This is a genomic window from Streptomyces nidicola (assembly GCF_050106155.1).
GTDB lineage: Bacteria > Actinomycetota > Actinomycetes > Streptomycetales > Streptomycetaceae > Streptomyces.
In genome coordinates, this window is record NZ_JBNBPI010000001.1 from 7544337 (window position 1) to 7570137 (window position 25801).

At 72.3% G+C, this 25801-nt stretch carries 29 protein-coding genes; 17 read left to right on the forward strand and 12 right to left on the reverse strand.

Annotation, left to right across the window (positions count from 1 at the left end; all coding sequences use genetic code 11):
• Positions 1–145 precede the first annotated feature (145 nt).
• Positions 146–1165 (forward strand): EamA family transporter, encoded by a 1020-nt coding sequence (locus ACOKM3_RS34075; protein ID WP_426905073.1) that lies wholly within the window; start codon positions 146–148, stop codon positions 1163–1165.
• Between the two features lie 402 nt (positions 1166–1567).
• A complete protein-coding gene (locus ACOKM3_RS34080; protein ID WP_426906968.1) occupies positions 1568–2473 on the forward strand; it encodes a DMT family transporter in 906 nt (301 codons plus the stop codon).
• Positions 2474–2477: 4 nt separating this feature from the next.
• On the opposite strand, the gene ACOKM3_RS34085 is transcribed toward ACOKM3_RS34080, so the two are convergent.
• Entirely contained in the window at positions 2478–3128 is a 651-nt protein-coding gene (locus ACOKM3_RS34085; protein WP_426905074.1) for an FMN-binding negative transcriptional regulator, read from the reverse strand.
• Positions 3128–3817 carry a pyridoxamine 5'-phosphate oxidase family protein gene (locus ACOKM3_RS34090; protein ID WP_426905075.1) on the reverse strand — a complete coding sequence of 230 codons (690 nt, stop codon included), beginning with the start codon at positions 3815–3817 and terminating at the stop codon, positions 3128–3130. Before ACOKM3_RS34090 ends, ACOKM3_RS34085 begins: the two co-directional genes overlap by 1 nt.
• A 37-nt stretch (positions 3818–3854) precedes the next feature.
• Between ACOKM3_RS34090 and ACOKM3_RS34095 the strand changes: the two genes are divergently transcribed.
• A complete protein-coding gene (locus tag ACOKM3_RS34095; RefSeq protein ID WP_426905076.1) occupies positions 3855–5186 on the forward strand; it encodes an aminotransferase class I/II-fold pyridoxal phosphate-dependent enzyme in 1332 nt (443 codons plus the stop codon).
• Positions 5187–5627: 441 nt separating this feature from the next.
• Here ACOKM3_RS34095 and ACOKM3_RS34100 read toward each other — a convergent pair whose 3' ends face one another.
• Entirely contained in the window at positions 5628–6575 is a 948-nt protein-coding gene (locus ACOKM3_RS34100) for a DMT family transporter (protein WP_426905077.1), read from the reverse strand.
• Between the two features lie 75 nt (positions 6576–6650).
• On the opposite strand from ACOKM3_RS34100, the gene ACOKM3_RS34105 reads away from it, so the two are divergent.
• Entirely contained in the window at positions 6651–7568 is a 918-nt protein-coding gene (locus ACOKM3_RS34105) for a LysR family transcriptional regulator (protein ID WP_426905078.1), read from the forward strand.
• A gap of 37 nt (positions 7569–7605) precedes the next feature.
• Here ACOKM3_RS34105 and ACOKM3_RS34110 read toward each other — a convergent pair whose 3' ends face one another.
• A complete protein-coding gene (locus tag ACOKM3_RS34110; protein ID WP_426905079.1) occupies positions 7606–8085 on the reverse strand; it encodes a pyridoxamine 5'-phosphate oxidase family protein in 480 nt (159 codons plus the stop codon).
• A 149-nt stretch (positions 8086–8234) separates the two neighbouring features.
• On the opposite strand from ACOKM3_RS34110, the gene ACOKM3_RS34115 reads away from it, so the two are divergent.
• Positions 8235–8894, forward strand: coding sequence for a cysteine hydrolase family protein (locus ACOKM3_RS34115; protein ID WP_426905080.1), 660 nt, complete (start codon positions 8235–8237; stop codon positions 8892–8894).
• Between the two features lie 29 nt (positions 8895–8923).
• On the opposite strand, the gene ACOKM3_RS34120 is transcribed toward ACOKM3_RS34115, so the two are convergent.
• On the reverse strand, positions 8924–9382 hold the full coding sequence (locus ACOKM3_RS34120) for a Rieske (2Fe-2S) protein (RefSeq protein ID WP_426905081.1): 459 nt from the start codon (positions 9380–9382) through the stop codon (positions 8924–8926).
• 126 nt (positions 9383–9508) lie between these two features.
• On the opposite strand from ACOKM3_RS34120, the gene ACOKM3_RS34125 reads away from it, so the two are divergent.
• The 9 genes from ACOKM3_RS34125 (at position 9509) to ACOKM3_RS34165 (ending at position 16884) form a co-directional block, all read left to right on the forward strand.
• Entirely contained in the window at positions 9509–10318 is an 810-nt protein-coding gene (locus ACOKM3_RS34125) for a HipA family kinase (protein ID WP_426905082.1), read from the forward strand.
• Positions 10315–10698: a DUF3037 domain-containing protein gene (locus ACOKM3_RS34130; RefSeq protein WP_426905083.1), complete on the forward strand. Its 384-nt coding sequence runs from the start codon at positions 10315–10317 to the stop codon at positions 10696–10698. Before ACOKM3_RS34125 ends, ACOKM3_RS34130 begins: the two co-directional genes overlap by 4 nt.
• Before the next feature lie 157 nt (positions 10699–10855).
• Entirely contained in the window at positions 10856–11617 is a 762-nt protein-coding gene (gene fabG / locus ACOKM3_RS34135) for a 3-oxoacyl-ACP reductase FabG (RefSeq protein WP_266722087.1), read from the forward strand.
• Between the two features lie 17 nt (positions 11618–11634).
• Positions 11635–12402 carry an SDR family oxidoreductase gene (locus tag ACOKM3_RS34140; protein WP_426905084.1) on the forward strand — a complete coding sequence of 256 codons (768 nt, stop codon included), beginning with the start codon at positions 11635–11637 and terminating at the stop codon, positions 12400–12402.
• A gap of 161 nt (positions 12403–12563) precedes the next feature.
• A complete protein-coding gene (locus ACOKM3_RS34145) occupies positions 12564–14141 on the forward strand; it encodes an ABC transporter substrate-binding protein (RefSeq protein ID WP_426905085.1) in 1578 nt (525 codons plus the stop codon).
• Positions 14142–14260: 119 nt separating this feature from the next.
• Complete coding sequence (locus tag ACOKM3_RS34150; protein ID WP_426905086.1) at positions 14261–14944, forward strand: uracil-DNA glycosylase; 684 nt, start codon at positions 14261–14263, stop codon at positions 14942–14944.
• A gap of 140 nt (positions 14945–15084) precedes the next feature.
• On the forward strand, positions 15085–15654 hold the full coding sequence (locus ACOKM3_RS34155) for a hypothetical protein (RefSeq protein WP_426905087.1): 570 nt from the start codon (positions 15085–15087) through the stop codon (positions 15652–15654).
• A gap of 100 nt (positions 15655–15754) precedes the next feature.
• Entirely contained in the window at positions 15755–15985 is a 231-nt protein-coding gene (locus ACOKM3_RS34160; protein ID WP_426905088.1) for a hypothetical protein, read from the forward strand.
• Entirely contained in the window at positions 15982–16884 is a 903-nt protein-coding gene (locus ACOKM3_RS34165; RefSeq protein ID WP_426905089.1) for a Gfo/Idh/MocA family protein, read from the forward strand. The genes ACOKM3_RS34160 and ACOKM3_RS34165 overlap by 4 nt, the downstream gene beginning before the upstream one ends.
• A gap of 1 nt (position 16885) precedes the next feature.
• Here ACOKM3_RS34165 and lnt read toward each other — a convergent pair whose 3' ends face one another.
• Complete coding sequence (lnt, locus tag ACOKM3_RS34170) at positions 16886–18529, reverse strand: apolipoprotein N-acyltransferase (RefSeq protein WP_426906969.1); 1644 nt, start codon at positions 18527–18529, stop codon at positions 16886–16888.
• 103 nt (positions 18530–18632) lie between these two features.
• Positions 18633–19109, reverse strand: coding sequence for a nuclear transport factor 2 family protein (locus ACOKM3_RS34175; RefSeq protein ID WP_426905090.1), 477 nt, complete (start codon positions 19107–19109; stop codon positions 18633–18635).
• Positions 19110–19209: 100 nt separating this feature from the next.
• Between ACOKM3_RS34175 and ACOKM3_RS34180 the strand changes: the two genes are divergently transcribed.
• Positions 19210–19878 carry a maleylpyruvate isomerase N-terminal domain-containing protein gene (locus ACOKM3_RS34180; RefSeq protein WP_426905091.1) on the forward strand — a complete coding sequence of 223 codons (669 nt, stop codon included), beginning with the start codon at positions 19210–19212 and terminating at the stop codon, positions 19876–19878.
• A gap of 60 nt (positions 19879–19938) precedes the next feature.
• Positions 19939–20679, forward strand: a complete 741-nt coding sequence (locus tag ACOKM3_RS34185; RefSeq protein WP_426905092.1) for an SDR family NAD(P)-dependent oxidoreductase — start codon at positions 19939–19941, stop codon at positions 20677–20679.
• Positions 20680–20715: 36 nt separating this feature from the next.
• Here ACOKM3_RS34185 and ACOKM3_RS34190 read toward each other — a convergent pair whose 3' ends face one another.
• Positions 20716–20889 carry a hypothetical protein gene (locus ACOKM3_RS34190; RefSeq protein WP_426905093.1) on the reverse strand — a complete coding sequence of 58 codons (174 nt, stop codon included), beginning with the start codon at positions 20887–20889 and terminating at the stop codon, positions 20716–20718.
• 100 nt (positions 20890–20989) lie between these two features.
• Positions 20990–21841 (reverse strand): helix-turn-helix transcriptional regulator, encoded by an 852-nt coding sequence (locus ACOKM3_RS34195; RefSeq protein ID WP_426905094.1) that lies wholly within the window; start codon positions 21839–21841, stop codon positions 20990–20992.
• Positions 21842–21942: 101 nt separating this feature from the next.
• Between ACOKM3_RS34195 and ACOKM3_RS34200 the strand changes: the two genes are divergently transcribed.
• Entirely contained in the window at positions 21943–22650 is a 708-nt protein-coding gene (locus ACOKM3_RS34200) for an SDR family NAD(P)-dependent oxidoreductase (protein ID WP_426905095.1), read from the forward strand.
• A 16-nt stretch (positions 22651–22666) separates the two neighbouring features.
• Here the strand turns inward: ACOKM3_RS34200 and ACOKM3_RS34205 are convergent, their stop codons facing one another.
• The 3 genes from ACOKM3_RS34205 to ACOKM3_RS34215 form a co-directional block, all read right to left on the reverse strand.
• The gene (locus ACOKM3_RS34205; protein WP_426905096.1) at positions 22667–23587 is read right to left on the reverse strand and encodes an NADP-dependent oxidoreductase; all 921 of its coding nucleotides are present in this window, start codon (positions 23585–23587) and stop codon (positions 22667–22669) included.
• Positions 23588–23685: 98 nt separating this feature from the next.
• Positions 23686–24561 (reverse strand): undecaprenyl-diphosphate phosphatase, encoded by an 876-nt coding sequence (locus tag ACOKM3_RS34210; RefSeq protein ID WP_426905097.1) that lies wholly within the window; start codon positions 24559–24561, stop codon positions 23686–23688.
• 155 nt (positions 24562–24716) lie between these two features.
• Positions 24717–25703 (reverse strand): ArsR/SmtB family transcription factor, encoded by a 987-nt coding sequence (locus tag ACOKM3_RS34215; RefSeq protein ID WP_426905098.1) that lies wholly within the window; start codon positions 25701–25703, stop codon positions 24717–24719.
• Positions 25704–25801: the final 98 nt, after the last annotated feature.

Below are 25801 nucleotides of genomic sequence, written 5' to 3' on the forward strand. Positions count from 1 at the left end.
TCCTGTGGCTCGACGGAGTCGTGTGTGAGGCGCCGGGGCCCTGCGGCTCGACCGAACTCCTGCGCAAGGCGGCCAAGGGGGTCGGCGTCCATCCCGTGAGACAGGGGTCAATGGGGATGACGGTCCTGACACTCCCTGCCATGATGTGCCGGTGCACGAGTCATCGGGGTCTTCGGGGAAGCAGACAACCCGCGGGCGCGGCATGGGGCTGGGGCTTGCCCTCCTCTCCGCGCTCGCGTTCGGCGGTTCCGGGGTGGCGGCCAAACCGCTGATCGAGGCGGGACTCGACCCGCTCCACGTGGTGTGGCTGCGCGTCGCGGGCGGCGCCCTGGTCATGCTGCCGGTCGCCTGGCGGCACCGCGCGCTCGTGCTGCGCAGGCCCGCGCTGCTCGCCGGCTTCGGGCTGCTCGCGGTGGCGGGCGTACAGGCCTGCTACTTCGCCGCGATCTCCCGCATCCCCGTCGGTGTCGCCCTGCTCATCGAGTACTTGGCGCCCGCGCTCGTACTCGGCTGGGTCCGCTTCGTGCAGCGCAAGCCCGTGACACGTGCTGCCGCGCTCGGCGTCGTGATCGCCGTGGCCGGCCTCGCCTGTGTCGTCGAGGTGTGGTCGGGGCTCGGCTTCGACGCGCTCGGCCTGCTGCTCGCGCTCGGCGCGGCCTGCTGCCAGGTCGGCTACTTCGTGCTGTCCGACCACGGCGGCGACGCGGCCGAGTCGGGGGCCGAGGTGCCCGATCCGTTCGGTGTGATCGCGTACGGGCTGCTCATCGGCGCCGTGCTGCTCACGGTCATCGCCCGCCCCTGGGGCATGGACTGGTCGGTGCTCGCGGGCAGCGCCTCCATGGACGGCACGTCCGTGCCCGCGTGGCTGCTGCTGTGCTGGATCGTGCTGCTCGCCACGGTCGTCGCGTACCTCACCGGTGTGGTGTCGGTGCGTCTTCTGTCGCCGCAGGTGGCCGGGGTCGTGGCCTGCCTGGAGGCGGTCGTCGCGACCGTCCTCGCCTGGGTGATGCTCGGGGAGCACCTGTCGGGGCCGCAGCTGTTCGGCGGGGCGATGGTCCTGGTCGGGGCGCTCATCGCCCAGTCGTCGAAGCCGGCCGAGACGCCGCCGGCGCCGTCCGACGCCGCTCCGGAAAACGTGTTGTCGCGCTCCGGCGGGGCCCTCTAGCGTGCCGGGCATGTACGCACGCGCACTCGTCCTCCCGCCCCCGGCCGACTGAGGGCTGCCCGGCCGTCGTAGCCGGGCCCGGCCGACCGGGGATCTCGCCACTGTGGGGCCGCCACCTGAGGGTGCCGGTCGAAACCGTGCTGCTTGAAGCGATCCCCGGCGCCGTGCATGGCCCTGCCGCGGGCGGCGCTTCCCGGAGGGACACGGCCGTCCGCCCACGACGGTCCGTGTTCCTGGCCCCCGGTGTCTGACGGAGGGCCGCTCTCCGTGGAGTGTCGCGTGTCGCATGTCTTCAAGTCGCATGTCTTCAAGGCGGGTGCGGTCGCGCCTGCTGATTCAGGTTCTGTAGCCGGTTCCGTATCCGGTTCTGCGTCTGGCTCCGTTTCCGGGCCCCTACGTCAGCTGCCGGTCACCCGCGGCCTGGTCTATCTGGTCGTCGCCGGTGTCGCCTGGGGCACCGCGGGCGCCGCCGCCTCGCTGGTGTTCCGGGCCAGTGACCTGGGGCCGGGTGCCCTGTCGTTCTGGCGCTGCGTCGGCGGGCTCCTGCTGCTCGTCGCCGTGCGGGCGCTGCGGCGTCGGCCCGCCCCGGTGTCGTACGAGACGCGGGGGCGCAAGGCCGTCCGGCTCGGTGTGCTCGGGCTTTCGCTCGCCGTGTTCCAGACCGCCTACTTCGCGGCGGTGCAGGTGACCGGGCTCGCCGTCGGCACCGTGGTCGCGCTCGGGGCGGGGCCCGTGCTCATCGCGGTCGGCGCGCGCGTGCTGCTCGGGGAGCGGCTCGGTGTGGGCGGGCTGCTGTCCGTGGCCGGGGCGCTCGGCGGGCTCGCCGTCCTCGTCCTCGGTGGTGGCGGGGCGACGGTGCGCCCGCTCGGGGTGGTGTGGGCACTGTTGTCCGCGGCCGGGTACGCCGTGATGACGCTGCTCACCCGGTGGTTCGGGCGGCACGGCGGGGGAGGGGACGGGCTCGGCACGACCGTGGGCACGTTCGCGGTCGCCTCGCTCGCGCTGCTGCCGCTCGGCGCGGCCGAGGGCCTGGTGCCGCACACCGGCCACCACCTCGCCGTGCTCGGCCTGTTGGTGTACATCGCCTCGGTGCCGACCGCGCTCGCGTACGCCCTGTACTTCGCGGGCGCGGCGGCCGTGCGCTCCGCCACCGTCTCCGTGATCATGCTGCTCGAACCGGTCGGCGCCGCCGTCATCGCCGTCACGCTGCTCGGTGAGGAGCTGACCGGGGCGACCGTCGCGGGCACCGCCCTGATGCTGGCGGCGGTGACGGGCCTCGCCGCGGCGGAGGCCCGGTCGACCGGTTGATTCCCTACGCGGGTTGGTGACGCCGCCGTCGTTGCGTGGCGAGGGCGGCGGCGTCGCGCGGGTCGCCGCGCTCGGCGAGGCCCGCCGCGATCTTGTCCTGGACCTCCTCGGGCTTGTGCTCCGCGTACTTGAACTTGGCGCGCACGTCGGTCACCTCGAGCAGCAGGCCCCGGATGCCCGGCAGCATCCGGCCGTACGGGGCCTCGCCCGCGGCCACCGGCACCGATTGGCCGGGCGGCTGGAAGTGGCCCACCTGCCGGTTCAGGAGCTGCGCCTTCTCCTCCGCGTCGTCCACCACGCGCGCGGTGCAGCGGAGTTGGACGGCGGCGTAGAAGCTGGTCGGCGTGCCGTGCTCCGGCGGGACGTCCGGCGGCGCCTGCCAGGGGCCCGGCACGAACGCGTAGTCGTCGACGACGCTCAGCAGTACCTCCGGGTTGGCGTCGAGCGCGGACCACAGGGGGTTCGGGCGGGCGAGGTGGGCGACGACCTCACCGAACTCGCCCGGGCCCTGGGGGTCGTACGCGAAGTGCATGGGTTGTACGAACGGGGGCCCGCCGTCGAGGCCGTTGACCGCGAGCTGGCCGAAGTCGTGGGCGGCGAGCCACCGTTGCCACTCGGTCGTGTCGCGCGCCGCGTCCCAGGGGTGGATCAGCATCACAGCCCCTTGAGGTACGAGGGGACGTCGATGCCGTCGGCGAGGTCGTCCGAGGGGAGCAGCTCCCCGTAGCCGCGCTGTACCGGGACCACGCCCGCCCAGTGCGGCAGGTCCATGTCCTCGGGCTCGTCGTTCGGGCCGCCCTCGCGGACCTTCGCCGAGACCTCGGAGAGGTCGATGCGGAGCACCGCCGTCGCGGCGAGCTCCTTGGCGTTCGCGGCCCGGGAGTCGGCGGCGCGGCCCGCCACCACGTGGTCGACGATCGCGTCCAGGGCGAGCCGCTTCTCCTTGGCGTCCGTGACCTGGTGCGCCGTGCCGTGCACCACGACGGAGCGGTAGTTGATGGAGTGGTGGAAGGCGGAGCGGGCGAGCACCAGGCCGTCCACATGGGTCACGGTCACGCAGACCGGCAGGCCCGGGTCCTGCTGACCCGCCATGCGCAGCGGGCGCGAGCCGGTGGAGCCGTGCACGTAGAGCCGCTCGCCCACGCGCGCGTACAGCGTGGGCAGCACCACGGGGGCGTCGTCGCGGACGAAACCGAGGTGGCAGAGGTAGGTCTCGTCGAGTATCGAGTGCACCAGGGCGTGGTCGTACGCGGCGCGCTCCTTGGCGCGGGTCGGGGTCGTGCGGTCCGTGCGCTCGTAGGAGGCGGCCGGCTGTTCCTGGTTCACGTCCTGGGTGACGCTCATGTTGCGAACTCCATTGCACTAGTACATAGTGTTCTTTGTGCTAGGAGAGTATCGGATCAGTGGGCGTCGCGCAGCAGAGATCTGTGCCAGCGTCGAGCGTGGGGTGATCGCGGGTGATCTGGAGCCGGGTCAACTGCTTCCGCCCATGCGGGAGTTGGCGGAGCGGCTGGGGGTGAATCCGAATACGGTCGCGGCCGCGTATCGGTCGCTGCGTGAGCGCGGGGTCATCGAGACGGCCGGGCGGCGCGGCAGCCGGGTGCGTTCGAAGCCGGTCATCACCGCGCGCGAGGCCATCCGCGTGGACGTGCCGGAGGGGGTGCGGAACGTGTCGGACGGCAATCCCGACACGGCGCTGCTGCCCTCGCTGGTCGAGGCGTTCGCGACGGCCGCGGGCGTCGCCGACAAGGATCCTGTGCTGTACGGGGACGACTCCCTGGAGCCGGGCCTTGTGCGCCGCGCGCGGGCCGACCTCGACGCGGACGGGGTGCCGGACGGGCCCGTCACCGTGACGTCAGGTTCGCTCGACGCCATCGAGCGGGTGCTCGCCGTGCACCTCAAGCAGGGGGACGCGGTCGCCGTGGAGGACCCCGGCTGGGGCAGCATGCTCGACCTCGTGCCCGCGCTCGGGCTGCGGACGGTGCCGGTCGGGGTGGACGACGAGGGGCCGCTGCCGGACGACGTGGAGCGGGCGCTGGAGGCGGGGGCCCGGGCGATCGTGGTGACGGACCGGGCGCAGAATCCGACCGGCGCGGCGGTGGGGTCGGGGCGGGCGGAGGCCCTGCGGAAGATTCTGGGCGCGCACCCGGAGGTCCTGCTCATCGAGGACGACCATGGCCACGGCATCGTCGATGTGCCGCTGCATCCGCTCGCCGGGGCGACGCGGCAGTGGGCGTTCGTGCGTTCCGTGGCCAAGGCCTACGGGCCCGATCTGCGGCTCGCCGTGCTCACGGGGGACGCGGGCACGGTGGACCGGGTGCGGGGGCGGCAGCGGCTCGGGCCCGGTTGGGTCAGCCGCATCACGCAGCGGGCCGTGGCCGGGCTGTGGGAGGCCGGGGCGGTGGATGCGGTGGCCGTCGCGGCCTCGTACGGGGAGCGGCGGGACGCGTTGGTCGCCGCGCTGGCCGAGCGGGGAGTCGTTGCGCACGGGCGCAGCGGGATGAACGTGTGGGTGCCGGTGCCGGACGAGACCGGGGCGGTGGCGCGGTTGCTGCATGCCGGGTGGGCGGTGGCGCCGGGGGCGAGGTTCCGGATGGAGGCGGCGCCGGGTGTGCGGATCACCGTGTCCCGGTTGGGGGTCGAGGAGGTCGGAGTGGTGGCGGACGCGGTGGTGTCCGCGGTACGGGCCGCTCCGCGGAGGCATTACGCGTGACCGTGGGCTGGGTGCGGCGTCGGGGTGGGGCTTAGGGGTTCCGTTGCGCGGGGCCGGGTCTTGGGCTGGGCCGTGGTCGGCGCCTGTGGTGATGGGTGCGCTGCGCCGGTTTTTGGGCTGAGCCGTGGTCGGCGCCCGTGGCAATGGGTGCGCGGCACCGGGGTGCCGCCTTGCCCACCCTGCCGCCCAAGGCGGCAGATTGCCCAAGGCGGGTGGGGCCGACCGTAATGGGTGGGGAGTCGTGGTGGGTGGCGGACTGCTCAAGGTGGCGGCGGTCGACCGCACCGGGTGGGGAGGCCTGGTGGGTGGCGGACTGCCCAAGGCGCGGGCGGGGACAGCCGCTGAGGTGGGGGAGTCGTGGTGGGCGGCGGGCTGCCCAACGCGGGGGCGGCGTCGACCGCCGAGGTGGGGTACCGGTGGGTTGTCCGCGGCCCCCGTGGTTCAGGTCCGTCCCCCGCTCCGGCGGCGTGACTGTGTAAGGGCTGCGCCTGCCAGGACGATGGCTGCGCCGATGGGGGTTGACCAGGACAAGGATTCGCCGAGGACTGCGACGCCGGCCGCTGTCGCGATGACCGGGACGAAGTACGTGACCATCTGCGCGGTCGTCGGGCCGACCTCGGCCACAAGGCCGTACTGGATGAGGAACGCCACACCCGTGCCGAGCGCGCCCAGCGCGGCGATCGCGAGCAGCGGGCCCATCGCGAAGTGGGTCGGCCAGGACGTGAACAGCGGGGTGACGAGCGCCAGTTGGGCGGTGGCGAGCAGCAGCTGCGCCCCGATCATCGACACGTTCGACTCGCCCGTGTTCGCGAGCGTACGGCGGACGTAGATCCAGCCGATCGGGTAGCAGAGCGAGGCCAGCAGCGCCATCGCCGTGCCCGCCACGTCCAGGCCGTGGAAGCCCTGCCAGACGCCCAGGACCGTCAGGACTCCCAGGAAGCCGATGCCCAGACCCGCGACCCGGCGCCGCGTGGGCCGGTCCTCGGACAGTGCGACGAGCGAGAGCGCCATGCCCCACAGCGGCGACGTCGCGTTGCAGATCCCGGCGAGCGTCGACGGGATCGTCTCCTCGGCGAACGCGAAGAGCGAGAACGGCAGCGCGTTCAGGAAGAGCGCCGCGACCGCCAGGTGCCCCCAGGTGCGGGCCCCGCGGGGCAGTCGCTGACGCTTCACGATCATGGCCACGAGCACGACCGCCGCGCCGAACAGCAGGCGCCCGAGCGTGACCTGGAACGGGGCGAAGCCCTCCGTGCCCACCTTGATGAGCAGGAAGCTGAAGCCCCAGATGAGGGCGAGTACACCGAAGCGGATGCGCCAGTCGAGGGCGGGACGCGGGGTGGCGGCGGTGGGCGGAGCCGCAGTGGCTCGGGAAGCGGTCGTCGTGCTCATGGGGTCCAGCGTGGCTCCCCGCGTCTTCGTAGCACAAGCGAGATTAATTTCCGGGTACCGATTAGCATCACTTACATGTTGAACCTGGAGCGCCTACGGGTCCTGGACGCCCTGGCCCGGCACGGATCGGTGAGCGGCGCGGCCGAAGGGCTGCACGTCACCACGTCCGCCGTCTCGCAGCAGATGGCCAAGCTGGAGCGCGAGGCGGGGCAGCAGTTGCTCGCCAAGCAGGGGCGCGGCGTGCGGCTCACCGACGCGGGCCGGCTGCTCGCGGAGCACGCGGCGCGCATCCTCTCGCAGGTCGAGCTGGCGCAGTCCGACCTGGAGGCGCAGCGCGGACAGGTCGTGGGGGAGCTGCGGCTGTCCGCGTTCCCGACGGCCGCCCGTGGACTGTTCCCCGGAGCGCTCGCCGCACTGCGCGCCGAGCACCCGCAACTGCGCGTGCGGTCCCAGGAGTTGGAGCCGGAGGCCGCGGTCGCCGAGGTGATCCGCGGGGATCTCGATCTCGCCGTCGTGCTGGACTGGTACAACAAGCCGATGCCCATGCCGGAAGGCCTGGTCAAGGCGAGCATCCTCGACGATCCGGCCGATGTCGCCATGCCGGCCGACCATCCGCTGGCGGGGCGTGAGGAGGTCGGCCTGGAGGACTTCGCGGACGACGAGTGGATCACCTGGGGGCAGGGCGAGTTCTGTCACGAGTGGCTGATGTTCACGCTGCGCGCCAAGGGCGTCGAGCCGCAGGTCGGCCACCGCGCCGCCGAGACGCACACCCAACTCGGGCTGGTAGCTGCCGGGTTGGGTGTGTGCGTCGCACCGCTGCTCGGCCGCGATCCGATGCCCGAGGGCGTCGTGACGGTGCCGGTGCGGCAGAAGGTGCGGCGTCATGTGTACGTCGTGTGGCGCGCGGACGCGGACCGGCGGCCCTCGATCCGTGCGGCGGTGCGGGCGCTTCAGAAGGTGGGCGCTGATCTTGGGCAGCTGGCCGACGGGTGAGCGGTGCCGGCCGATGGCCGATGGGTGACGGAGGGCGTCAGCGTTGGCCCGGATCGGCCAGCTTCCGGAAGTCCCACGATGCGATCTTGTCCGGCGTGAGTCGCGCCCACGCGTGCCGGCCGTCGTGGACCATCTCGGTCATCCCGAAGTTCTTGTGCGCGAACAGCCGCTCGGGGGTGTCGAGTTCGGGGCACTCCTCGCCGGTGCGCGGGGTCTCGCCGACGAACTCCATGCGCCCGGACAGCTCGACGCCGCGCAGCTCCCCGTACTGCTCGCCCGCGTCGACCACCACCGCCACCCGGCCGTCGGCCCGCAGGTCGGCCCAGCGGCGGCTGCGGGAGAGCGAGTACAGCCACAGCGACGTGCCGTCCCAGACGAACCAGAGCGGGCTGACGTGCGGCGTGCCGTCCGCGGCCACCGTGGCGACGCGGCAGGTGCGCTGCTCGGTGAGGAACGCGTCGCGCTCCTCGGGCGACATCATGATTTTGCGTCCGCGGCGCTGGGTGGCGGTGGTCATCTGGGCTCCCTTGAACGGCGTCCGACTCGCCTGACGTGGTATCAGGAACGCAGCATGCGACCTCTTCCCTGTACACGCAATGGTGGCTACCCTCCAGCAGCCCGGAAACAGCCCGGAACAGCCCGGAATCCGACAGGCAGGGGGCGGTCGTGCCGTCGCACGAGGAACACGAGAAGCGCGACAAGCGCGAGAAACTGGCCGAGCTGCTCGCCCCGGCGAGCACGGTGCTGCTGACCGTCGAGTGCCAGCAGGGCGTCGTCGGCGCCGACAGCGCACTGACCGAACTCGCCGAAGAGGCACGGTCGTCGGGGGCCCTCGCCAACGTGGCGCGACTGGTGGCCGCCGCCCACGCGAGCGGGGTCCAGGTCCTGCACGCCGTCGCGGAGCGGCGCCCGGACGGTCGCGGGGCCAGCCGCAACGCCCGGCTCTTCCGCGCGACCGAACGCCTTCCCGTGAAGCAGCTCTCGGGCACCGACGCCGTCCGCGTCGCCCCGCCTGTCGAGGTCGCGGACGAGGACCTCGTCGTACGCCGACTCCACGGGCTCTCCCCGATCTCCGGCACCGACGTGGATCCGCTGCTGCGCAATCTCGGCTGCCGCACGCTCGTCGTCACCGGTGTCTCCGCCAACGTGGCCGTCCCGAACGCCGTGTTCGACGCCGTGAACCTCGGTTACACCGTGGTCGTGCCCCGGGACGCCATCGCGGGGGTGCCCGCCGACTACACCCCCGCGATGATCGACAACACGCTCGCCCTGGTCGCCACCGTGACGGCGACACCGGACGTGCTCGACGCGTGGAAGCGCCGCTGAGCCCTGCGCCGGGCTCATGCCCTATCGGGTTACGCGAGCTCGATCGAGTCGCCGCTGACCTTGAGCTGCCGCTCCTCCAGGGGCTGCGTCGCCGGCGGGTGCGCCACGCTGCCGTCCTTGATGGAGAACTTGCTGCCGTGGCACGGGCAGTCGATGGTGCCGTCGGCCACCTTGTTCACCTTGCATCCCGAGTGCGTGCAGATGTTGGTGAACGCCTTGAACTCGCCCGACGTGGGCTGCGTCACGACCACACCGGCGTCCGTGAGGACCTTTCCACCGCCCTCCGGGATGTCCGAGGTCTTGGCGATCGCGTTGCCTTTCTTCTCGCCGCCGCCCGAGGACGCGTTGCCCGCGGGCTGTGACGTGTCCTCGTCCGAGCTGCCGCACGCGCTCAGTGCCGCGGCGATCCCCACGGCGCCGACCGCCGTGACGACGGTGCGGCGCGACGGGACGCGGCTCGTGGGGGCGGGCTCCTGCGAAGCGGTCATGGGGTGAAGGTCCCTTCATGGGTGGGTCGGTTCGAGGGGACGTGCTGGATCCCGTGGGGGTTTTACTGAGGTACGTACGGTGATCCCTGGACGTTCAACGCCCTCCTGATCTCATAACCTGGGCGCATGCTCACCGAAGTCACCGCGACCCGCTATGTCACCCCATTGAGGGAAGGCGGGTCGCTGCCCGGTCTCGTCGAGGCCGACGACCTCGTCCCGTACGTCATGAAGTTCACCGGCGCGGGACAGGGCCGCAAGACGCTCGTCGCCGAGGTCGTCTGCGGCCGGCTGGCGCGTGCGCTCGGCTTTCGCGTGCCGGAGCTCGTCGCGATCGACCTGGACCCGGTGATCGGCCTGGGCGAGCCCGACCAGGAGGTGCAGGAGCTGCTGAAGGGGAGCGGCGGCACCAACCTCGGCATGCGGTTCCTGCCGCGGGCGCTCGGCTTCGACCCCCTCGCGTACGTCGTCGATCCGGTTGAAGCGGGCCGGATCGTCTGGTTCGACGCGCTGATCAACAACGTCGACCGGTCCTGGCGCAACCCCAACATGCTGGTCCAGGGCGGCGAGCTGTGGCTCATCGACCATGGCGCGAGCATGATCTGGCACCACAACTGGCGCGGCGCGCACGCGTGGGCGGACAAGCCGTACGACGCGAGCGACCACGCCCTCACCCCGTTCGGGCCCGACGTGGAGAGCGCCGCCGCCGAGCTCGCGCCGCTCGTCACCGAGGAGCTGCTCGCCGAGGCCGCCGCCGACGTGCCCGACGTGTGGCTCGCGGACGAGCCCGGATTCGACACACCGGACGCGGTGCGGCGCGCTTACGTAGAGACGCTACGCGCGCGTGCCGCCACGATCCACGAACGCGTCACGCTGCCCGCGTCCGGCGCCCGCCCCGTCACCACACCCGGCTGGGTGACCGAAGGAGCCGCCCGATGAGCGAGCGCCACGTCTTCGAGTACGCCCTGCTGCGCGTCGTGCCGAGCATCGAACGCGGGGAGCAGATCAACGCGGGTGTCGTCGTGTACTGCCGCGCCAAGTCGTTCGTCACGGCCCTCACCCACCTCGACGAGAAGCGGCTGCTCGCGCTCGACCCGGAGGCCGACGTGACGGGGGTGCGCGCCGTGCTGCATGCCGTCGAGCGGCACTGCCGCGGGGGAGACGACGCGGGCCAGGCGGCCGCGGACGACGCCGGACGGCGCTATCGCTGGCTCGTCGCGCCGCGCTCGACCGTGGTGCAGCCGGGTCCCGTGCACACCGGTCTGACCGCGGATCCGGCCGCCGAGGCGGAGCGTCTGCTGGACCTCCTGGTGCGCTGAACGCCCAGGTCGGAGGCGGCTAGTGATCAGCGGCACCTGGTGGGCACGTTGACACCGGGTGCCAGGGCTTCTAGCGTCGCACGCACAGGGTACTAAGCGGTTGCTCACCCGTACCGGGCGGAGCGGCCGCACCTCTAGGGCGAGGAGACCGAAGAGCATGTCCACCACTGAGCAGCGCGTAGCGATCGTCACGGGAGCCGCGCGCGGCATCGGCGCCGCCACCGCGATCCGTCTGGCCGAAGAGGGCCGCGCCGTCGCCGTGATCGACCTCGACGAGGCCGCCTGCAAGGACACCGTCGAGGCGATCACCGCCGCCGGTGGCAAGGCCCTTGCCGTCGGCTGCGACGTCTCCGACGAGGCGCAGGTCGAGGCCGCGATCGCGCGCATCGCCGAGGAGCTCGGCGCCCCCACGATCCTCGTGAACAACGCGGGCGTGCTGCGCGACAACCTGCTGTTCAAGATGAGCGCCAACGACTGGGACACGGTCATGAACGTGCACCTGCGCGGTGCGTTCCTGATGTCGAAGTACGTCCAGAAGCACATGGTGGACGCCAAGTTCGGCCGCATCGTCAACCTGTCGTCGTCCTCGGCGCTCGGCAACCGCGGCCAGGTCAACTACTCGGCCGCCAAGGCCGGTCTGCAGGGCTTCACGAAGACCCTGGCCAAGGAGCTCGGCAAGTTCGGCGTCACCGCCAACTCCGTCGCCCCGGGCTTCATCGTCACCGAGATGACCAAGGCCACCGCCGAGCGCGTCGGCATGGGCTTCGAGGACTTCCAGGCCGCGGCCGCGACCCAGATCCCGGTGCAGCGCGTGGGCCGCCCGGAGGACATCGCCAACGCCATCGCCTTCTTCACCGGCGAGCAGGCCGGCTTCGTCTCGGGCCAGGTCATGTACGTGGCCGGCGGCCCGCTCAACTGAGGCCGGGGGACACGGACATGACCACTTCCGAACTTCCGGAGCTCTCCGGCAAGGTCGCGCTCGTCACGGGCGCGAGCCGCGGCATCGGCTACGGCATCGCCGAGGCCCTGATCGCGCGCGGCGACCGCGTCTGCATCACCGGACGCGGCGAGGACGCCCTCAAGGAGGCCGTCGAGCAGCTGGGCTCCGACCGTGCGATCTACGTAGCGGGCAAGGCGCACGACGAGGCGCACCAGGCCGCCGCCGTCGAGCGCACCATGGAGGCGTTCGGCCGCGTCGACTTCCTCGTCAACAACGCCGGTACGAACCCGGTGTTCGGCCCGATCGCCGAGCTCGACCTGAACGTGGCGCGCAAGGTCTTCGAGACCAACGTCGTCTCCGCGCTCGGCTTCGCGCAGCAGACGTGGAAGGCGTGGCAGAAGGAGAACGGCGGCGCGATCGTCAACATCGCGTCCGTGGCGGGCATCTCTGCCTCGCCGTTCATCGGCGCGTACGGCATCAGCAAGGCCGCCATGGTCAACCTGACGCTCCAGCTGGCGCACGAGTTCGCGCCGGTGGTGCGGGTCAACTCGATCGCCCCTGCGGTCGTGAAGACGAAGTTCGCGACCGCCCTGTACGAGGGCCGGGAGGCCGAGGTCGCGGCCACCTACCCGATGGGCCGGCTCGGTGTGCCGGAGGACATCGGGGGCGCCGCCGCGTTCCTCACCTCCGAGCAGTCCGGCTGGATCACAGGTCAGAACCTCGTCGTGGACGGCGGCAAGTTCCTCAACGCCGGCGTCGAATAGGTCCGCGGGGCCGAGTCCCCGAGGGCAGATTCCGGGCGTTGCACGACAACGTTCCACAAAGGGCCCCGCTCGCGAAGTGCCCCGTCGTTTCAAGCAGTTGAACCGGCGGGGCGCTGCGATATTGTCTGCCGACCTGGCATGGCTGATCGAGGAGCGAGCGCGTGTTCAACAGGTTCCCTGCCCCTCGCGCGTGGGCGGCTTTCGCGTCGATGACCCTGCTCACGGGGTGCGGGCTGATGAACTCGGGTGAGGGTTCCGATGCGCGGCCCATCACCGTGGGCACGACCAGTGTGCCGAGCACGCTGGACCCCGCGATGTCCTGGGACGGCTCGTGGGAGCTGTTCCGCAACGTCTACCAGACGCTGGTGTCGTTGCCTTCGGGCGCCGCCGAACCGCAGGCGGACGCGGCCGAGTGCCGGTTCGAGGACTCCGCCAACCGCGTCTACCACTGCGAGCTGCGGGAGGACATGAAGTTCTCCAACGGGGACACGCTCGACGCGAAGGCCGTGAAGTACTCCATCGACCGGGTACGCAAAGTCGGCGGGGGCGGCGGCCCCGCGGGGCTGCTGGGCAGTCTCGACCGCGTGGAGACGCGGGGCGAGCGCGGCGTAACGTTCCGCCTCACCAAGCCGGACGCCACCTTCCCGTTCGTGCTCTCCACTCCCGCCATGTCGATCGTCGACCCCTCCACGTACCCCGCCAACTCCGCGCGCACGGACGGCAAGGTGACCGGCTCGGGCCCCTACGTGCTCAAGTCGTACGCCGACGGCAGCAAGGCCGAACTCGTGCGCAACGACAACTACCAGGGCTTCGCGGACCGCAAGAACGACGCGGTGACGATCCGCTACTTCAAGACGTCGTCCGCCATGGTCGGCGCCCTGAAGGCGAAGAAGATCGACGCGACCTTCCGTGGTCTCGCGGCCGACGACATCGTGAAGCTCCAGAACAAGCAGGGCGCGAACGGCCTGCAGCTCGTCGAGGGCGCGGGCATGGAGATCAGCTATCTGGTGTTCAACCCCAAGGACCCGTGGGCCGGCAAGAGCGCGGTGCGCCGGGCGGTGGCCCAGATCGTCGACCGCGGGGCGATCGCCGAGAAGGTGTACGCGAACACCGTGGAACCGCTGTACTCGATGGTCCCCAGGGGCCTCGCGGGCCACACCACCGACTACTTCGACGAGTTCAACGACCCGAGCGCCGCGAAGGCGGCCCAGATCCTCTCCAAGGCGGGCATCAACGCCCCCGTCCCGCTCACGCTCTGGTACACCTCCGACCGCTACGGCTCCGCCACCGAGCCCGAGTTCGCCGAGCTCAAGCGGCAGTTGGAAGCGTCGAAGCTCTTCGATGTCACGCTCAAGAGCCGCCCCTGGAAGTCGTTCGAGCAGGGATACAAGAAGGGCGAGTACCCGGTGTTCGGGCGCGGCTGGTTCCCCGACTTCCCGGACGCGGACAACTTCATCGCGCCCTTCGTGGGCGAGAAGAACGCCCTGAGTACGCCGTACGTCTCGCCCGAGATCACCGACAAGCTGCTTCCGCTGTCCCGCAAGCAGAACGACCGGGGCGCCGTGGTGCGGCAGTTCGAGCAGGCCCAGCACATCATGGTGCGGGACGCGCGGCTGCTGCCGCTGTGGCAGGGCAAGCAGTTCATCGCGGCGAGCGAGGAGATCTCGGGCGGCGAGCGGGCCCTCGACCCGTCGACGATCATGATGATGTGGGAGCTGCACCGCAAGACGAGCTGGTGATGTGGGCGCGGGCGTCGATTGTCAGTGGGCGCCGGTAGGTTTCTGGGTGTAGATGCGGCCGCGTCCCCGGCACGGTGGGGCGCGGGCGTGGATGTGCCCGTACCCCGGAGGTTGTTGACGTGACCGACACCGCGATGCTGCCCGAGTCCTGGCGCGGCGTCCTCGGCGAGGAACTGCAGAAGCCCTACTTCAAGGAGCTCACCGAGTTCGTCGAGGAAGAGCGCGCGAGGGGTCCCGTCTACCCGCCGCGCGAGCAGGTCTTCGCCGCGCTCGACGCGACGCCCTACGACAAGGTCAAGGTGCTCGTCCTCGGCCAGGACCCGTACCACGGCGAGGGGCAGGGGCACGGCCTGTGCTTCTCGGTGCGGCCCGGTGTGAAGACGCCGCCCTCGCTGCGCAACATCTACAAGGAGATGCAGGCCGAGCTCGGCACCCCGATCCCGGACAACGGATATCTGATGCCGTGGGCCGAGCAGGGCGTGCTGCTGCTCAACGCGGTGCTGACGGTGCGGGCCGGCGAGGCCAATTCGCACAAGGGCAAGGGCTGGGAGAAGTTCACGGACGCGGTGATCCGCGCCGTCGTCCAGCGGCCCGACCCGGCGGTCTTCGTGCTGTGGGGGAACTACGCGCAGAAGAAGCTCCCGCTCATCGACACCGAGCGGCACGCGGTGGTGAAGGGCGCGCACCCCTCGCCGCTGTCGGCGCGGAAGTTCTTCGGCTCGCAGCCGTTCACGCAGATCAACGACGCGATCGCCGCGCAGGGGCACACGCCGATCGACTGGACCATTCCCGACCTGGGCTGAGCGTGGGTCCCGTCCTGGGCCGGGCGTGGGCCCGGCTCGCGGGGAGTCGCGCCTGAGCTGGATTGTCAGTGCCGCCGGTTAGCGTCGTCGGATCGGACATCGTGGTCGGGCGCACCGGGCGGCCGAGCTTGGAGGAGACAGTGGCACAGCAGCGTGAGCAGGCGTCGGACGACGCCATGATGAGCCGCATCGGGCAGGCGGTCATGCTGCACCACGGCGGCGACCGCGAGGAGGCACAGGGGCGCTTCCTCGGCCTGTGGGCGGAGATCGGGGAGGACGGCGACCCGCTGCACCGCTGCACGCTCGCGCACTACATGGCCGACACCCAGGACGACCCGTCGGACGAGCTGGCCTGGGACCTGCGCGCGCTGTCCGCCGCCGACTCCCTCACCCAGGAGCGGCTCGCCGAGCACGAGGCGTCCCTGGCGCTGAAGGCGTTCTATCCGTCGCTGCATCTCAACCTGGCGGCGGACTACGTGAAGTTGGACCGCCCCGGTGCGGCCCGCAGCCACCTGACGCGGGCCCGCGCGGCGGCGGGGGCCCTGGGGGACGACGGTTACGGGGACGGGGTGCGGGCCGCCCTCACGCGGCTCGAGGAGCGGGTGGCCACGATGGGGGAGGGGCCGGCGGAGCCGAGAGCGGGGGACGGGCGCGGGGGCGAGGGCCGGTCCGGCGGGGAGCCGCTGGGGCCGCCGCGGAACGGCTCGTAGGCGGGGCGGTCCCCGCGGGGGCCGAGGCGCGGGCGCGGCCAACCGCCGTGTGTGTCACGGAAGATGGCCGACCGAGGGCTGTCCGGGTCCCGGCAAGGCCATGACCGTCAGCCGCGTCGACCTCACCGCGAACCGGCCCCTGATCGCCCTGCGCAACACGGCGATCCGCGCCGTCGGCGCGCTTGGTCCGGCCTTCCCGCTGCGCGGCATGGACGGCATCGCGGACCGGCGCCCGCCCCCGCGTGAGCCGTACGCGGCCCCGTATGCTGCCCGGACGCAAGCGCGGGCCGGCCAGGCCCGGTCGTCGCAGGACAGGAGCACTCAGACGTGAAAGTCGGCGTCATCGGACTCGGAGACATCGCCAAGAAGGCGTACCTGCCGGTGCTCGGCGCGCGGCCCGCGCTCGAACTGCACCTGCAGACGCGGACGCCCGCGACCCTGACCGAGGTCGCGGACCAGCTCCGCGTGCCCGCGTCACAGCGCCACGCCGACCTCGACTCGCTCCTCGCGCAGGGCCTCGACGCTGCCTTCGTGCACGCGCCCACCACCGCCCACCCGGAGATCGTCACGCGACTCCTGGAGGCGGGCGTTGCGACGTACGTCGACAAGCCGCTCGCCTACGAACTCGCCGACTCCGAGCGGCTCGTACGGCTCGCCGAGGAGCGCGGCGTGAGCCTGGCCGTCGGCTTCAACCGCCGCTACGCGCCCGGGTACGCGCAGTGCGTCGAGCACCCGCGCGAGCTGATCCTTATGCAGAAGAACCGCGTCGGGCTCCCCGAGGAGCCGCGCGCGATGGTCCTCGACGACTTCATCCACGTCGTCGACACGCTGCGCTTCCTGGTGCCGGGCCCGGTCGAGGACGTGACCGTGCGCGCCCGCGTCGAGGGCGGCCTCCTCGAGCACGTGGTGCTCCAGCTCGCGGGCGACGGCTTCACCGCGCTCGGCGTCATGAACCGGCTCAGCGGCTCCACCGAGGAGATCCTCGAGGTGTCGGGGCAGGACTCGAAGCGGCAGGTCAACAACCTCTCCGACGTCGTCGACCACAAGGGCCAGCCCTCGCTCCGCCGCCGCGGCGACTGGGTGCCGGTCGCCCGCCAGCGCGGCATCGAGCAGGCCGTGCTCGCGTTCCTCGACGCGGTGCGGGCGGGCAAGGTGCTGAGCGCGAGGGACGCGCTGGCCACGCATGAGCTGTGCGAGCAGGTCGTGCGGGAGGTGTTGCGGCGGATGTGACTCAGCGGGCGTCGAACGTATTGCTCAGCCTGCGACGGCGTTGCGGACTCGGGGCGCTGCCCCGGACCCCGCTGGCTCTCGTCCCAGAGCGGGGCTTGAAAGGGGCTCCGCCCCACACCCCGCTGCTCAATCGCCGCAGGGGCTCAATGAGCGAGAGCACCACGAGGACCGTCACCGCCCCGTGCACCGGCCAAGCCCCGAAGCGTACGTACAGGGTGGTGCCCCGCGCCGTCGGCATGTCGTAGACGCGGGCCGCGCTCGCCGATGTGCCGAGCCAGGCGCCGGCGCGTGTCCCGTCCGGGCCGTACACCGCGGAGACCCCGGTCAGGGTCGCGTGCACCATCGGGCGGCCGGTCTCCGCGGCCCGTACCGCCGCGAGCGAGGCATGCTGCTCGGGCGCCCAACTGTGCTGGAACGTCGACGTCGAGGACTGCGCGAGCAGCACCTGCGCCCCGTCCCGCGTCAGCTGCCGCGTCATGTCGGGGAACGCCGACTCGAAGCAGACCAGCGGCCCGACGCGCAGCGTCCGCTCGCCGTGGCGTACGTCCATCACGACCTGCCGCGTGCCCTGCATCCGGTCCTCGCCCGCCGCCTTGCCGACCGAGGTGGCCCAGCCGAGGAGCGAGCGCGCGGGCACGTACTCGCCGAAGGGGACGAGCCGCATCTTGTCGTAGTGGTCGCCGGTGGGGCCGTCCCTGCCGACCAGCACGGAACTCTTGTATATGCCCTGGCCCGAGCCGTCGGCGGCGCGGCGCCGCGCGTCGACGTTGACGAGGATCTCCGCGTCCACCTCGCGGGAGAGCGCGGCGAGCCTGCGGGCCAGGTCGGGGCGGCGCGGCAGGTCGTAGCCGACGCTGCTCTCGCCCCAGACGACGAGATCCACGCCCCGGCCCGCCAGCTGACGGGTCAGCCGCACCTCCCGGTCGAAGCGGGCCCTGATGCTGCCGAGTCCTTCGACCACGCCCGGCTGCACCACCGCGATCCGCGCCCGCCCGTCCGTCTCGGGCTGCGGCGCCCACACCCACGCGGCCCCGGTGACCGTGACCGTGGCGACCAGCCCCGCCACCGCCGGAGCGCGGGCGCCGCGCGCGACGACGAGGAGCGTCACGCCGGTGTTCACGGCCACCACGAGCAGGCTCAGCAGCCAGACGCCGCCCACCGACGCGAGCCGCAGCGCGGGTGTCACCTGCCACTGGCTGGAGCCGAGCAGACCCCAAGGGCCGCCCAACCCATGCCAGGAACGGACCAGTTCGACCATCAGCCATCCCGATGGGACGGCGAGGAGCGCGGTCGCCGCCTGCCACGGCGTCGGCCGGCCGTGCAGGAGGTGGCGCAGCAGCCAGCCCCATGGCGCCCACAGCGCGCCGAGCAGCGCCGCGAGGACGAGTGTGAACACATGCAGGCTCGGCAGCAGCCAGTGGTGCACGGCGAGCATGAACCCGAGCCCGCCGAGCCAGCCGTCGAGCGCCGCCCGGCGCGGCGTGCCGGCCGAACGCGCGAGCAACATCCACGGCACGAGCGCGACGTACGCGAACCACCACAGGGACGGTGCCGGGAACGCGAGCGCGGGCAGGGCGCCCGCGCCGACCGCCGCGGCGCCGCGCCACCACCGTGATGTGTCGAGCCGCTGCCGCCACCCCTCCATGCGCCGCGCCTCCCGCCCGACTCGTACTCGTACGACCATCGCCTCGCGGCTCCAGTGTGCGCGCCGCCGGCGATCAACGACAGTGGGCGCAGAGCGGGTGGGGTCAGCTGCCCGCGACGGCCCGCTGGGGGACGCGGCGCCACTTCTCGTAGACCGTCACCCGGTGCAGCCGCCAGCCGGCGGGCGTACGGACGAGGTCGAAGGCGTACCGGCCGCCGCAGATGAAGTCGGGGGCGGTCGAGTCGCCGTCGCCCGCGAAGCGCATGGGGTTGAAGTAGTCGGCCCGGACGCGGCCCGTGTCGCCGATGTCGCGGTCGACGGTGTCGAAGCGGACCCGGCGGTTCACGATCAGGTGCTGGCGCATCGGGAAGAGCTCCATCGTCGTCGACAGCCACTGCGCGATCTCCGCGGCGGTGCCCTCCACCCCTCCCGCCTCCCGGTAGTCGGCACGGCCCTCCGGTTCGAACAGGGCGCGGTACGCCGCCCAGTCGCCGTCGTCCACGGCCGCCGCGTAGTCCGTCACCAACTCGTCGACGGCGAGGCGGTCGAGAACGGTCGCCAGTTCCACACGCTGCGTCATCGGCTCAGTCTCGGGCCCTGGGCGCACAGAACCAAGAGGCGTGCGCCGCCGGGCCGAAAACTCCTGGGGAGCGCGGGGCGTGCGCTGTTACGGTCGCGCCATGGCAGCTGATCCGAACACGCAACTCCCGTCCGGGACACCGGGACCGGTCACGGCGGACGACGTCGTACAGGCCGTCGAGCTCGCGGTCGCCGCGCTGCGGGCCGCGCCCGACGCCGACTGGAACGCCCCGGCGGGCCCGCTCGAGTGGACGTGCTGGGAGACCGGCGAACACCTCGCCGACGACCTCTTCTTCTACGCCGCGCAGATCGGTTCGCTGCGCCCTCTGGAGGACGACTACGTCCGCTGGGGTTACAGCCGGCGCCGCGCCGAGGGACCGGACAACACCATCACCGTCGAGCTCGACGCGGGCCCGTCCGCGATGCTCGGGGCCCTGGAGGCGGGCGGCGGCATCCTCGCCGCGGTGGTGCGCGCGACCCCGCCGACCGCCCGCGGGTTCCACGTCTTCGGCGCCTCCGACCCCGAGGGCTTCGCCGCGATGGGCGTCGTCGAGACGCTGGTGCACGCGCACGACCTGGCGCTCGGGCTCGGCATCGCGTTCGAGCCGCCGGCCGACCTGTGCGCGCGCACGCTGCACCGCCTCTTCCCCGACGTCCCCGGTGACACCGAGCCGTGGGCGACGCTGCTGTGGGCCACGGGGCGGGGCGAGCTTGAGGGCAGGGACCGGCGGGGGAAGTGGCGCTGGTACGGTGCGCCCGGCGCGACATGATCTTCGTCCGTGTGGCCACATCCCGGTCCACGGGGACGTACTTCTGACCAGGAGGCCCCCTTGAACCGCCCCATCACGCTCGTCACCGGCGGCAGCCGGGGCATCGGCGCCGCCACGTCCGTGCGTCTCGCGCGCGAAGGCCACGATGTCGCGCTGTCCTTCGTGAGCGACAAGGACGCCGCCGAGCGCACGGCCGAGGCCGTGCGTGCCGAGGGTGCCCGCTGCGTCGTCGTGCGGGCCGACACCTCCCAAGAGGCCGATGTGGAGCGCCTCTTCGACGAGGCGAGTGACCGACTCGGGCCGCTCACGGGGCTGGTGAACAACGCGGGCGTCACCGCTCCGGTCGGCCCGTTCGCCGACGCGCGCACCGAGGACTTCCGCCGCGTCCTCGACGTCAACGTCCTCGGCGTCCTGCTGTGCTGCCGCCGCGCCGCACGCGACATGACGGCGGCGGGCGGCGGCGCCATCGTGAACGTGTCCTCCGGGGCCGCCACCATCGGCAGCCCCGGCCAGTACGTGCACTACGCCGCGTCCAAGGCGGCCGTGGACACGATCACGGTGGGCCTCGCCAAGGAGCTCGGCCCGGTGGGCGTGCGGGTCAACGGTGTGGCGCCCGGCATCATCGACACCGAGATCCACGCCACCAGCGGCACACCCGACATCGCGCGCGAAGCGGCTCCCGGGATCCCGCTGCGGCGCCCGGGGACGGCGGACGAGATCGCGGGGGCGATCGCCTGGCTGCTGTCGCCGGACGCGTCGTACGCGACGGGGACGGTGCTGAGGGTGGCAGGGGGCCGCTAGGTCCTGTCGTTTGGATCAGGCCGGGCTCGCGGGGTCCTAGGCCGCTTCCACGACCTCTGCGCGCACCGCTTCCGCCCACTCCGTGACCAGCAGCGCGTACTGGGCGCGCTGCTCTCCGGTGAGTCGGCCTCCGGTGCGCAGCCACAATCCGCGGATCTGCTCGTTGACTTCCTCGGCAGACCGCACAGGACCAGAATTGACGGGCGGCATGTGCCAAGGCTACGTGCGGCCCGCTCGGTTTGGGAACCCTGAGCGAACGGTCCTGAGCGTCAAGTGACCGAAGCTGTAAAGGAGTTCACGCAGGCCCTGGTCAGGCGCCGACCGCTGCGGGAAGCGCCGTCGTGGCGAGCAGCGTCAGACGGTCCGCGTCCGGGGTGCCGGGCTCGGCCGTGTAGAGCATGACGCGCAGATCGTCGCCCGCCACCGTGAGGATGTCGCAGTCCAGCGTCAGCGGACCGACCTCCGGGTGGTCGATCGTCTTGCGCGCGGCGGCGTGCCGGCCGACGGCCCCCGAGTCCCACAGCTCGGCGAACCGCGGGCTGCGCGTGCGGAGTTCGTCGACGAGCGTGTGCAGCCGCGGGTCCAGCGGGTAGCGGCTCGCGGTCGTGCGCAGGTCCGACACCAGAGCCGTCTCCATGGCCTGCCGCTCGTCGGGGGTCTGGCGGACCCGGCTCGTCGGCCCGAGGAACGTCCACCACACGCCGTTGCGCCCATTGCCTCCCCACTCCGGGCGCTCGCCGAGCAGCGCCGTGTACAGCGGGTTCGCCAGCAGCAGCGTCCACGCCGCGTCGAACACCGCGGCCGGCGTCCCGGACAGCCGGTCGAGGAGCCGGCGCACGCTCGGGGTGAGCCGACCCGGCACCGTCTCCAGGCCCGGCGGCGCGAGGCCCGCGAGCCGGAAGAGGTGCTCACGCTCGGCGTCCGTGAGCCGCAGCGCGCGGGCCAGCGCCTCCACGACCTGGTCGGAGGGGTGGGTGGCGCGGCCCTGTTCCAGCCGGGTGACGTAGTCCGCCGAGATCCCCGCGAGCAGCGCCAGCTCCTCGCGGCGCAGTCCCGCGGCCCGCCGGGGCCCCACGGCGGCGATCCCCGCGGCCTCCGGCGGGACCCGGTCCCGCCAGCGCCGCACCGTCTCCCCGAAGTCGCCGAGCTCCGCATGTGCCATGCCACCACTGTGCCCCGTCCGGCCGCGATCTTCCTGGTATCGCCGGTCCCAGGAAGACGGGACGGCTGGTCGCCGGGCCGCCCCCGGCGCAGCCTGGACGCATGACCACCACACTGATCACCGGGGCCAACAAGGGCCTCGGCCACGAAACCGCCCGCCGCCTCATCGAGGCAGGTCACACCGTGTACGTCGGCGCCCGCGACCCCGAGCGCGGCCGCCGGGCCGCCGAGGAGCTCGGCGCGCGGCACGTCGTCATCGAGATCACCGACGACGCCTCCGTCGCGGCCGCCGCGAAGACGATCGAGGCCGATGGCGGCCTCGACGTACTGATCAACAACGCCGGCATCGAGGGGCGTACCGAAGGCAACGGCATCGTGCTCCCGGCCGACGAGACCGTCGACACCCTGCGCCCGCTGTTCGAGACGAACGTCTTCGGCACCGTCCGCGTCACCCACGCGTTCCTGCCGCTGCTGCGCCGCTCCGCCGCCCCCGTCGTCGTCAACGTCAGCAGCGGCCTGGCCTCGCTGGCCGGGGCCACCGACCCGGAGAACCCGGCGGCCGGCTACCCCGGCCTCGCCTACCCGGCCTCCAAGACCGCCGTGAACATGCTGACGGTGCAGTACGCGAAGGCGTTCCCGGAGCTGCGGATCAACGCGGTCGAGCCCGGCTTCACCAGGACCGACCTGAACGGCAACACGGGCGTCCAGACCGTCGAGCAGGGCGCCGAGATCATCGTCCGGATGGCGCGGATCGGCGCGGACGGGCCGACGGGGACGTACGTCTCCGCCGAGGGGCCGCTGCCCTGGTGACGCCCCGCCCGCGCGCTTACGGCCGGAGCACGATCTTCCCGTGGGTGTGCCGCTTCTCCAGCTCGCGGAAGGCGTCACGGACCTGCTCCAGCGGGTACGTCCGCGCGATCGGTACCTCGAGCTCGCCGCGCGAGGCAAGCCGGGCCAGCTCGCCGAGGACGACCGCGCTGGCCGCCGCGCCCTCCCCGTAGGTACGCGCGCCGACCCGGCCCGCGACCGCCCAGTCGCGGATGGTGTTGATGCGTTCGGGCGCCACCCCGAGCTCCACGGCCAGCTCGACATATCCCGTGCCGTACGTGTCGATGAACGCGTCGACACCCCGGTCTCCCGCGGCCTCCCGGATTCGCTCCCGCACCCCGTCCCCGTACGCGAGGGGGAGCACGCCCTTCTCCTTCAGCCAGCCGTGGTGCGGCTCGCTCGCGAGTCCGATGACGGTGACGCCGTGGCGCCGCGCGAGCTGTACGGCGATCGAGCCGACGCCGCCCGCCGCGCCGGACACCACGACCGTGTCGCCGGGCCGGAGGTCCACGGCCCATACGCAGGCGTACGCGGTGGCCCCGGCGACGTAGAGGGATCCGGCCACGTCCCAGGGGAGTCCGGACGGCCGGTGCACGAGGTTCACGTCGTCGACGGCGACGTACTCGGCGTGGCTGGCCCTGCGGTGCGTGAACCCGACGACCTCGTCGCCGACCCCGAAGTCCCTTACGTGGGAGCCGACTTCGACGACGACCCCGGCCAGATCGCTGCCCTGCCCCGACGGGAACGTGGCGGGCCACCGCTCGTGCAGAAACCCTGTCCTGATGCTCACCTCGCCGGGCTGGATCCCGGCCGCCCGCACCTCGACCAGCACCTGGTCGGCCGCGGGAACGGGCCGCGGCACGTCCTCGACCCGCAGTACATCGACCCCGCCGTACTCGTGAAACCGCACCGCTCGCATCCCGCGCCCACCCGTCCCGTTCGGCTCAACTGTGATGTGGGGCGCAACACTTGGGCCGCCCGGTCTCTTCCCCGGATCTGCCGCTTTTCCGGATCCGGTCAGCCCGCAGACTCCGCGGCATGCGGGCTGAGTACGCCCACGCTCACCAGGATGAACAGGGCGATGCCGAGGATGATCCGGTAGTACACGAACGGCATGAAGCTGCGGGTCGAGATGAACTTCATCAGCCAGGCGATCACCGCGTAGCCGACGCCGAAGGCGATCAGTGTGGCGAACACCGTGGGGCCCCAGGAGACATGGCCGCCCTCACTCGCGTCCTTGAGCTCGAAGACTCCGGAGGCCAGGACCGCCGGGATCGCCAGCAGGAAGGAGTAACGGGCCGCGGACTCACGGGTGTAGCCGAGGAAGAGGCCGCCGCTGATCGTGGCGCCGGAGCGCGAGACGCCGGGGACGAGGGCCAGCGCCTGGCACAGGCCGTAGATCAGGCCGTCCTTGACCGAGAGGTCCTTGAGCTCCTTGCGGGCGTGGGCCACGCGGTGGCGACCGCCCGTCTCGTCACGGGCCGCGAGCCGGTCGGCGATGCCGAGGACGACGCCCATCACGATCAGCGTCGTCGCGGTCAGCCGCAGATCGCGGAACGGGCCCTCGATCTGGTCCTTGAACGTCACACCGAGCACGCCGATCGGGATCGAGCCGACGATCACCAGCCAGCCCATCTGCGCGTCGTGGTCGCCCCGCATCGTCTTGTCGGTGAGGGACCTGAACCACGCCGAGATGATCCGCGCGATGTCCTTGCGGAAGTAGATGACGACCGCGGTCTCGGTGCCGAGCTGGGTGATCGCCGTGAAGGCGGCGCCGGGATCGTGCCAGCCCGCGAACGCGGCCGTGAGGCGCAGATGGGCGCTCGACGAGATCGGCAGGAACTCGGTGAGCCCCTGGACGAGCCCGAGGATGAATGATTCGAACCAGGACATGAGGTGGGTACGCGATCCAGGTGCTCGGCGGAACCGGCCGCGAACGCGGGCCAGACGGGGCGGCGCGAACTCCCGTCACACCGGGCCCGGGGTACGCGTGGGGCAGAGTAGCGTTCGAAAGTGACGGGAGCACCACAACGGAGTGAGCGGAACCTTTACAGGCCCGGCCGTTGGGCCCGCAGGAGCGCGTCCCCCGTCGGCGTACGGAAGTAGAGCACCGAGCGACCCGCCCTGCGCCGCTCTACGAGGCGGGCCCCGTGCAGCACCTTCAGGTGGCGGCCCACCGAGCCGAGGCCCTGTCCTGTGAGGGCCACCAACTGGCTGGTGGTCAGCGGCTGTTCGAGGAGGACGAGGACCTGCGCGCGGGCCGCGCCGAGCAGCGCCGCGAGCGCGTCGGGCGGCGCCGCCCTGTCAACGTCCGCGAGGGCGCCCGCGCACGGGTAGATCACGGCGTACCGGTCGACCGGCGCCCGCTCCGGCCAGGACACCCAGCCCTGCTTCGGGGTGACCGGGACGAACAGCAGTTGGGTGCCGGTGATGTCCCGTGGCGGGTAGTCGTGCGCGTTGATCCGGAGCCGGCCCTCGCCGAGCCAGCCCATCGTGGGGCGCATCCCGCCGAAGGCCGCCGCCCAGCCGCCCCGCGTCAACTCCCTTGTCCTGGCGAGGACATCGGCCTCGATGATCCGACGGCGCCGCGGCCACTCCGGAAGCACCGTCTCCCGCCACACCCACGCGAGCAGCGCCGCCGCGCGTTCCGCCAGGTCCTCGGCGTGGGCGAGCGCGTCGGGCAGCGGGCCGGGGGAGGAGACCGCGAGGTCGGCGCGGACGGCGGCCGACGGTGTGGCGCGGATCCGCGCGAGGCCGTCCGCCAGGTCGTCCTCGCGGGCGCCGTCGGGAGTGGGCGTCATGAAGTCGGCGATCCAGCGCGCCCCGAACGCGGCATCCAGCAGCAGCGCCGTCGTCGGCTCCGCGGCGAGTCGCGCGCGGTAGGCGGGCAGGTGGGTGTCCAGCCAGCGGCGCTCACCGGGGTGCGCGGCGACGGGATTCGCCAGCTTCTTCAGGCTCGCGGTCGCCTCGGCGCGCCGCGACACGATGAACCGGCTGCCCGCGAGCGTGTCCGCGTCGACCTGCCAGATGCCCACGGCCGCACCCCCCGTCCCCCGTAGTTTCGTCGGCCCCGTAGTTTCGCCGACCCTGGTTGTTTCGCGGGTGCGCGAAACATTAACGCCCCTCGTCCGCC

What these genes read in the sequence shown, in the direction of transcription:
- ACOKM3_RS34125 (WP_426905082.1), top strand. Translation starts at nt 9,509, where the DNA reads ATGCTCACCGAAGTCACCGCGACCCGCTATGTCACCCCATTGAGGGAA.
- ACOKM3_RS34190 (WP_426905093.1), bottom strand. Translation starts at nt 20,889, where the DNA reads ATGCCGCCCGTCAATTCTGGTCCTGTGCGGTCTGCCGAGGAAGTCAAC.
- fabG (WP_266722087.1), top strand. Translation starts at nt 10,856, where the DNA reads ATGTCCACCACTGAGCAGCGCGTAGCGATCGTCACGGGAGCCGCGCGC.
- ACOKM3_RS34120 (WP_426905081.1), bottom strand. Translation starts at nt 9,382, where the DNA reads ATGACCGCTTCGCAGGAGCCCGCCCCCACGAGCCGCGTCCCGTCGCGC.
- ACOKM3_RS34195 (WP_426905094.1), bottom strand. Translation starts at nt 21,841, where the DNA reads ATGGCACATGCGGAGCTCGGCGACTTCGGGGAGACGGTGCGGCGCTGG.
- ACOKM3_RS34205 (WP_426905096.1), bottom strand. Translation starts at nt 23,587, where the DNA reads ATGCGAGCGGTGCGGTTTCACGAGTACGGCGGGGTCGATGTACTGCGG.
- ACOKM3_RS34110 (WP_426905079.1), bottom strand. Translation starts at nt 8,085, where the DNA reads ATGACCACCGCCACCCAGCGCCGCGGACGCAAAATCATGATGTCGCCC.
- ACOKM3_RS34180 (WP_426905091.1), top strand. Translation starts at nt 19,210, where the DNA reads ATGGCAGCTGATCCGAACACGCAACTCCCGTCCGGGACACCGGGACCG.
- ACOKM3_RS34160 (WP_426905088.1), top strand. Translation starts at nt 15,755, where the DNA reads ATGACCGTCAGCCGCGTCGACCTCACCGCGAACCGGCCCCTGATCGCC.
- ACOKM3_RS34130 (WP_426905083.1), top strand. Translation starts at nt 10,315, where the DNA reads ATGAGCGAGCGCCACGTCTTCGAGTACGCCCTGCTGCGCGTCGTGCCG.
- ACOKM3_RS34140 (WP_426905084.1), top strand. Translation starts at nt 11,635, where the DNA reads ATGACCACTTCCGAACTTCCGGAGCTCTCCGGCAAGGTCGCGCTCGTC.
- ACOKM3_RS34210 (WP_426905097.1), bottom strand. Translation starts at nt 24,561, where the DNA reads ATGTCCTGGTTCGAATCATTCATCCTCGGGCTCGTCCAGGGGCTCACC.
- ACOKM3_RS34100 (WP_426905077.1), bottom strand. Translation starts at nt 6,575, where the DNA reads ATGAGCACGACGACCGCTTCCCGAGCCACTGCGGCTCCGCCCACCGCC.
- ACOKM3_RS34175 (WP_426905090.1), bottom strand. Translation starts at nt 19,109, where the DNA reads ATGACGCAGCGTGTGGAACTGGCGACCGTTCTCGACCGCCTCGCCGTC.
- ACOKM3_RS34085 (WP_426905074.1), bottom strand. Translation starts at nt 3,128, where the DNA reads ATGCTGATCCACCCCTGGGACGCGGCGCGCGACACGACCGAGTGGCAA.
- ACOKM3_RS34105 (WP_426905078.1), top strand. Translation starts at nt 6,651, where the DNA reads ATGTTGAACCTGGAGCGCCTACGGGTCCTGGACGCCCTGGCCCGGCAC.
- lnt (WP_426906969.1), bottom strand. Translation starts at nt 18,529, where the DNA reads ATGGAGGGGTGGCGGCAGCGGCTCGACACATCACGGTGGTGGCGCGGC.
- ACOKM3_RS34200 (WP_426905095.1), top strand. Translation starts at nt 21,943, where the DNA reads ATGACCACCACACTGATCACCGGGGCCAACAAGGGCCTCGGCCACGAA.
- ACOKM3_RS34090 (WP_426905075.1), bottom strand. Translation starts at nt 3,817, where the DNA reads ATGAGCGTCACCCAGGACGTGAACCAGGAACAGCCGGCCGCCTCCTAC.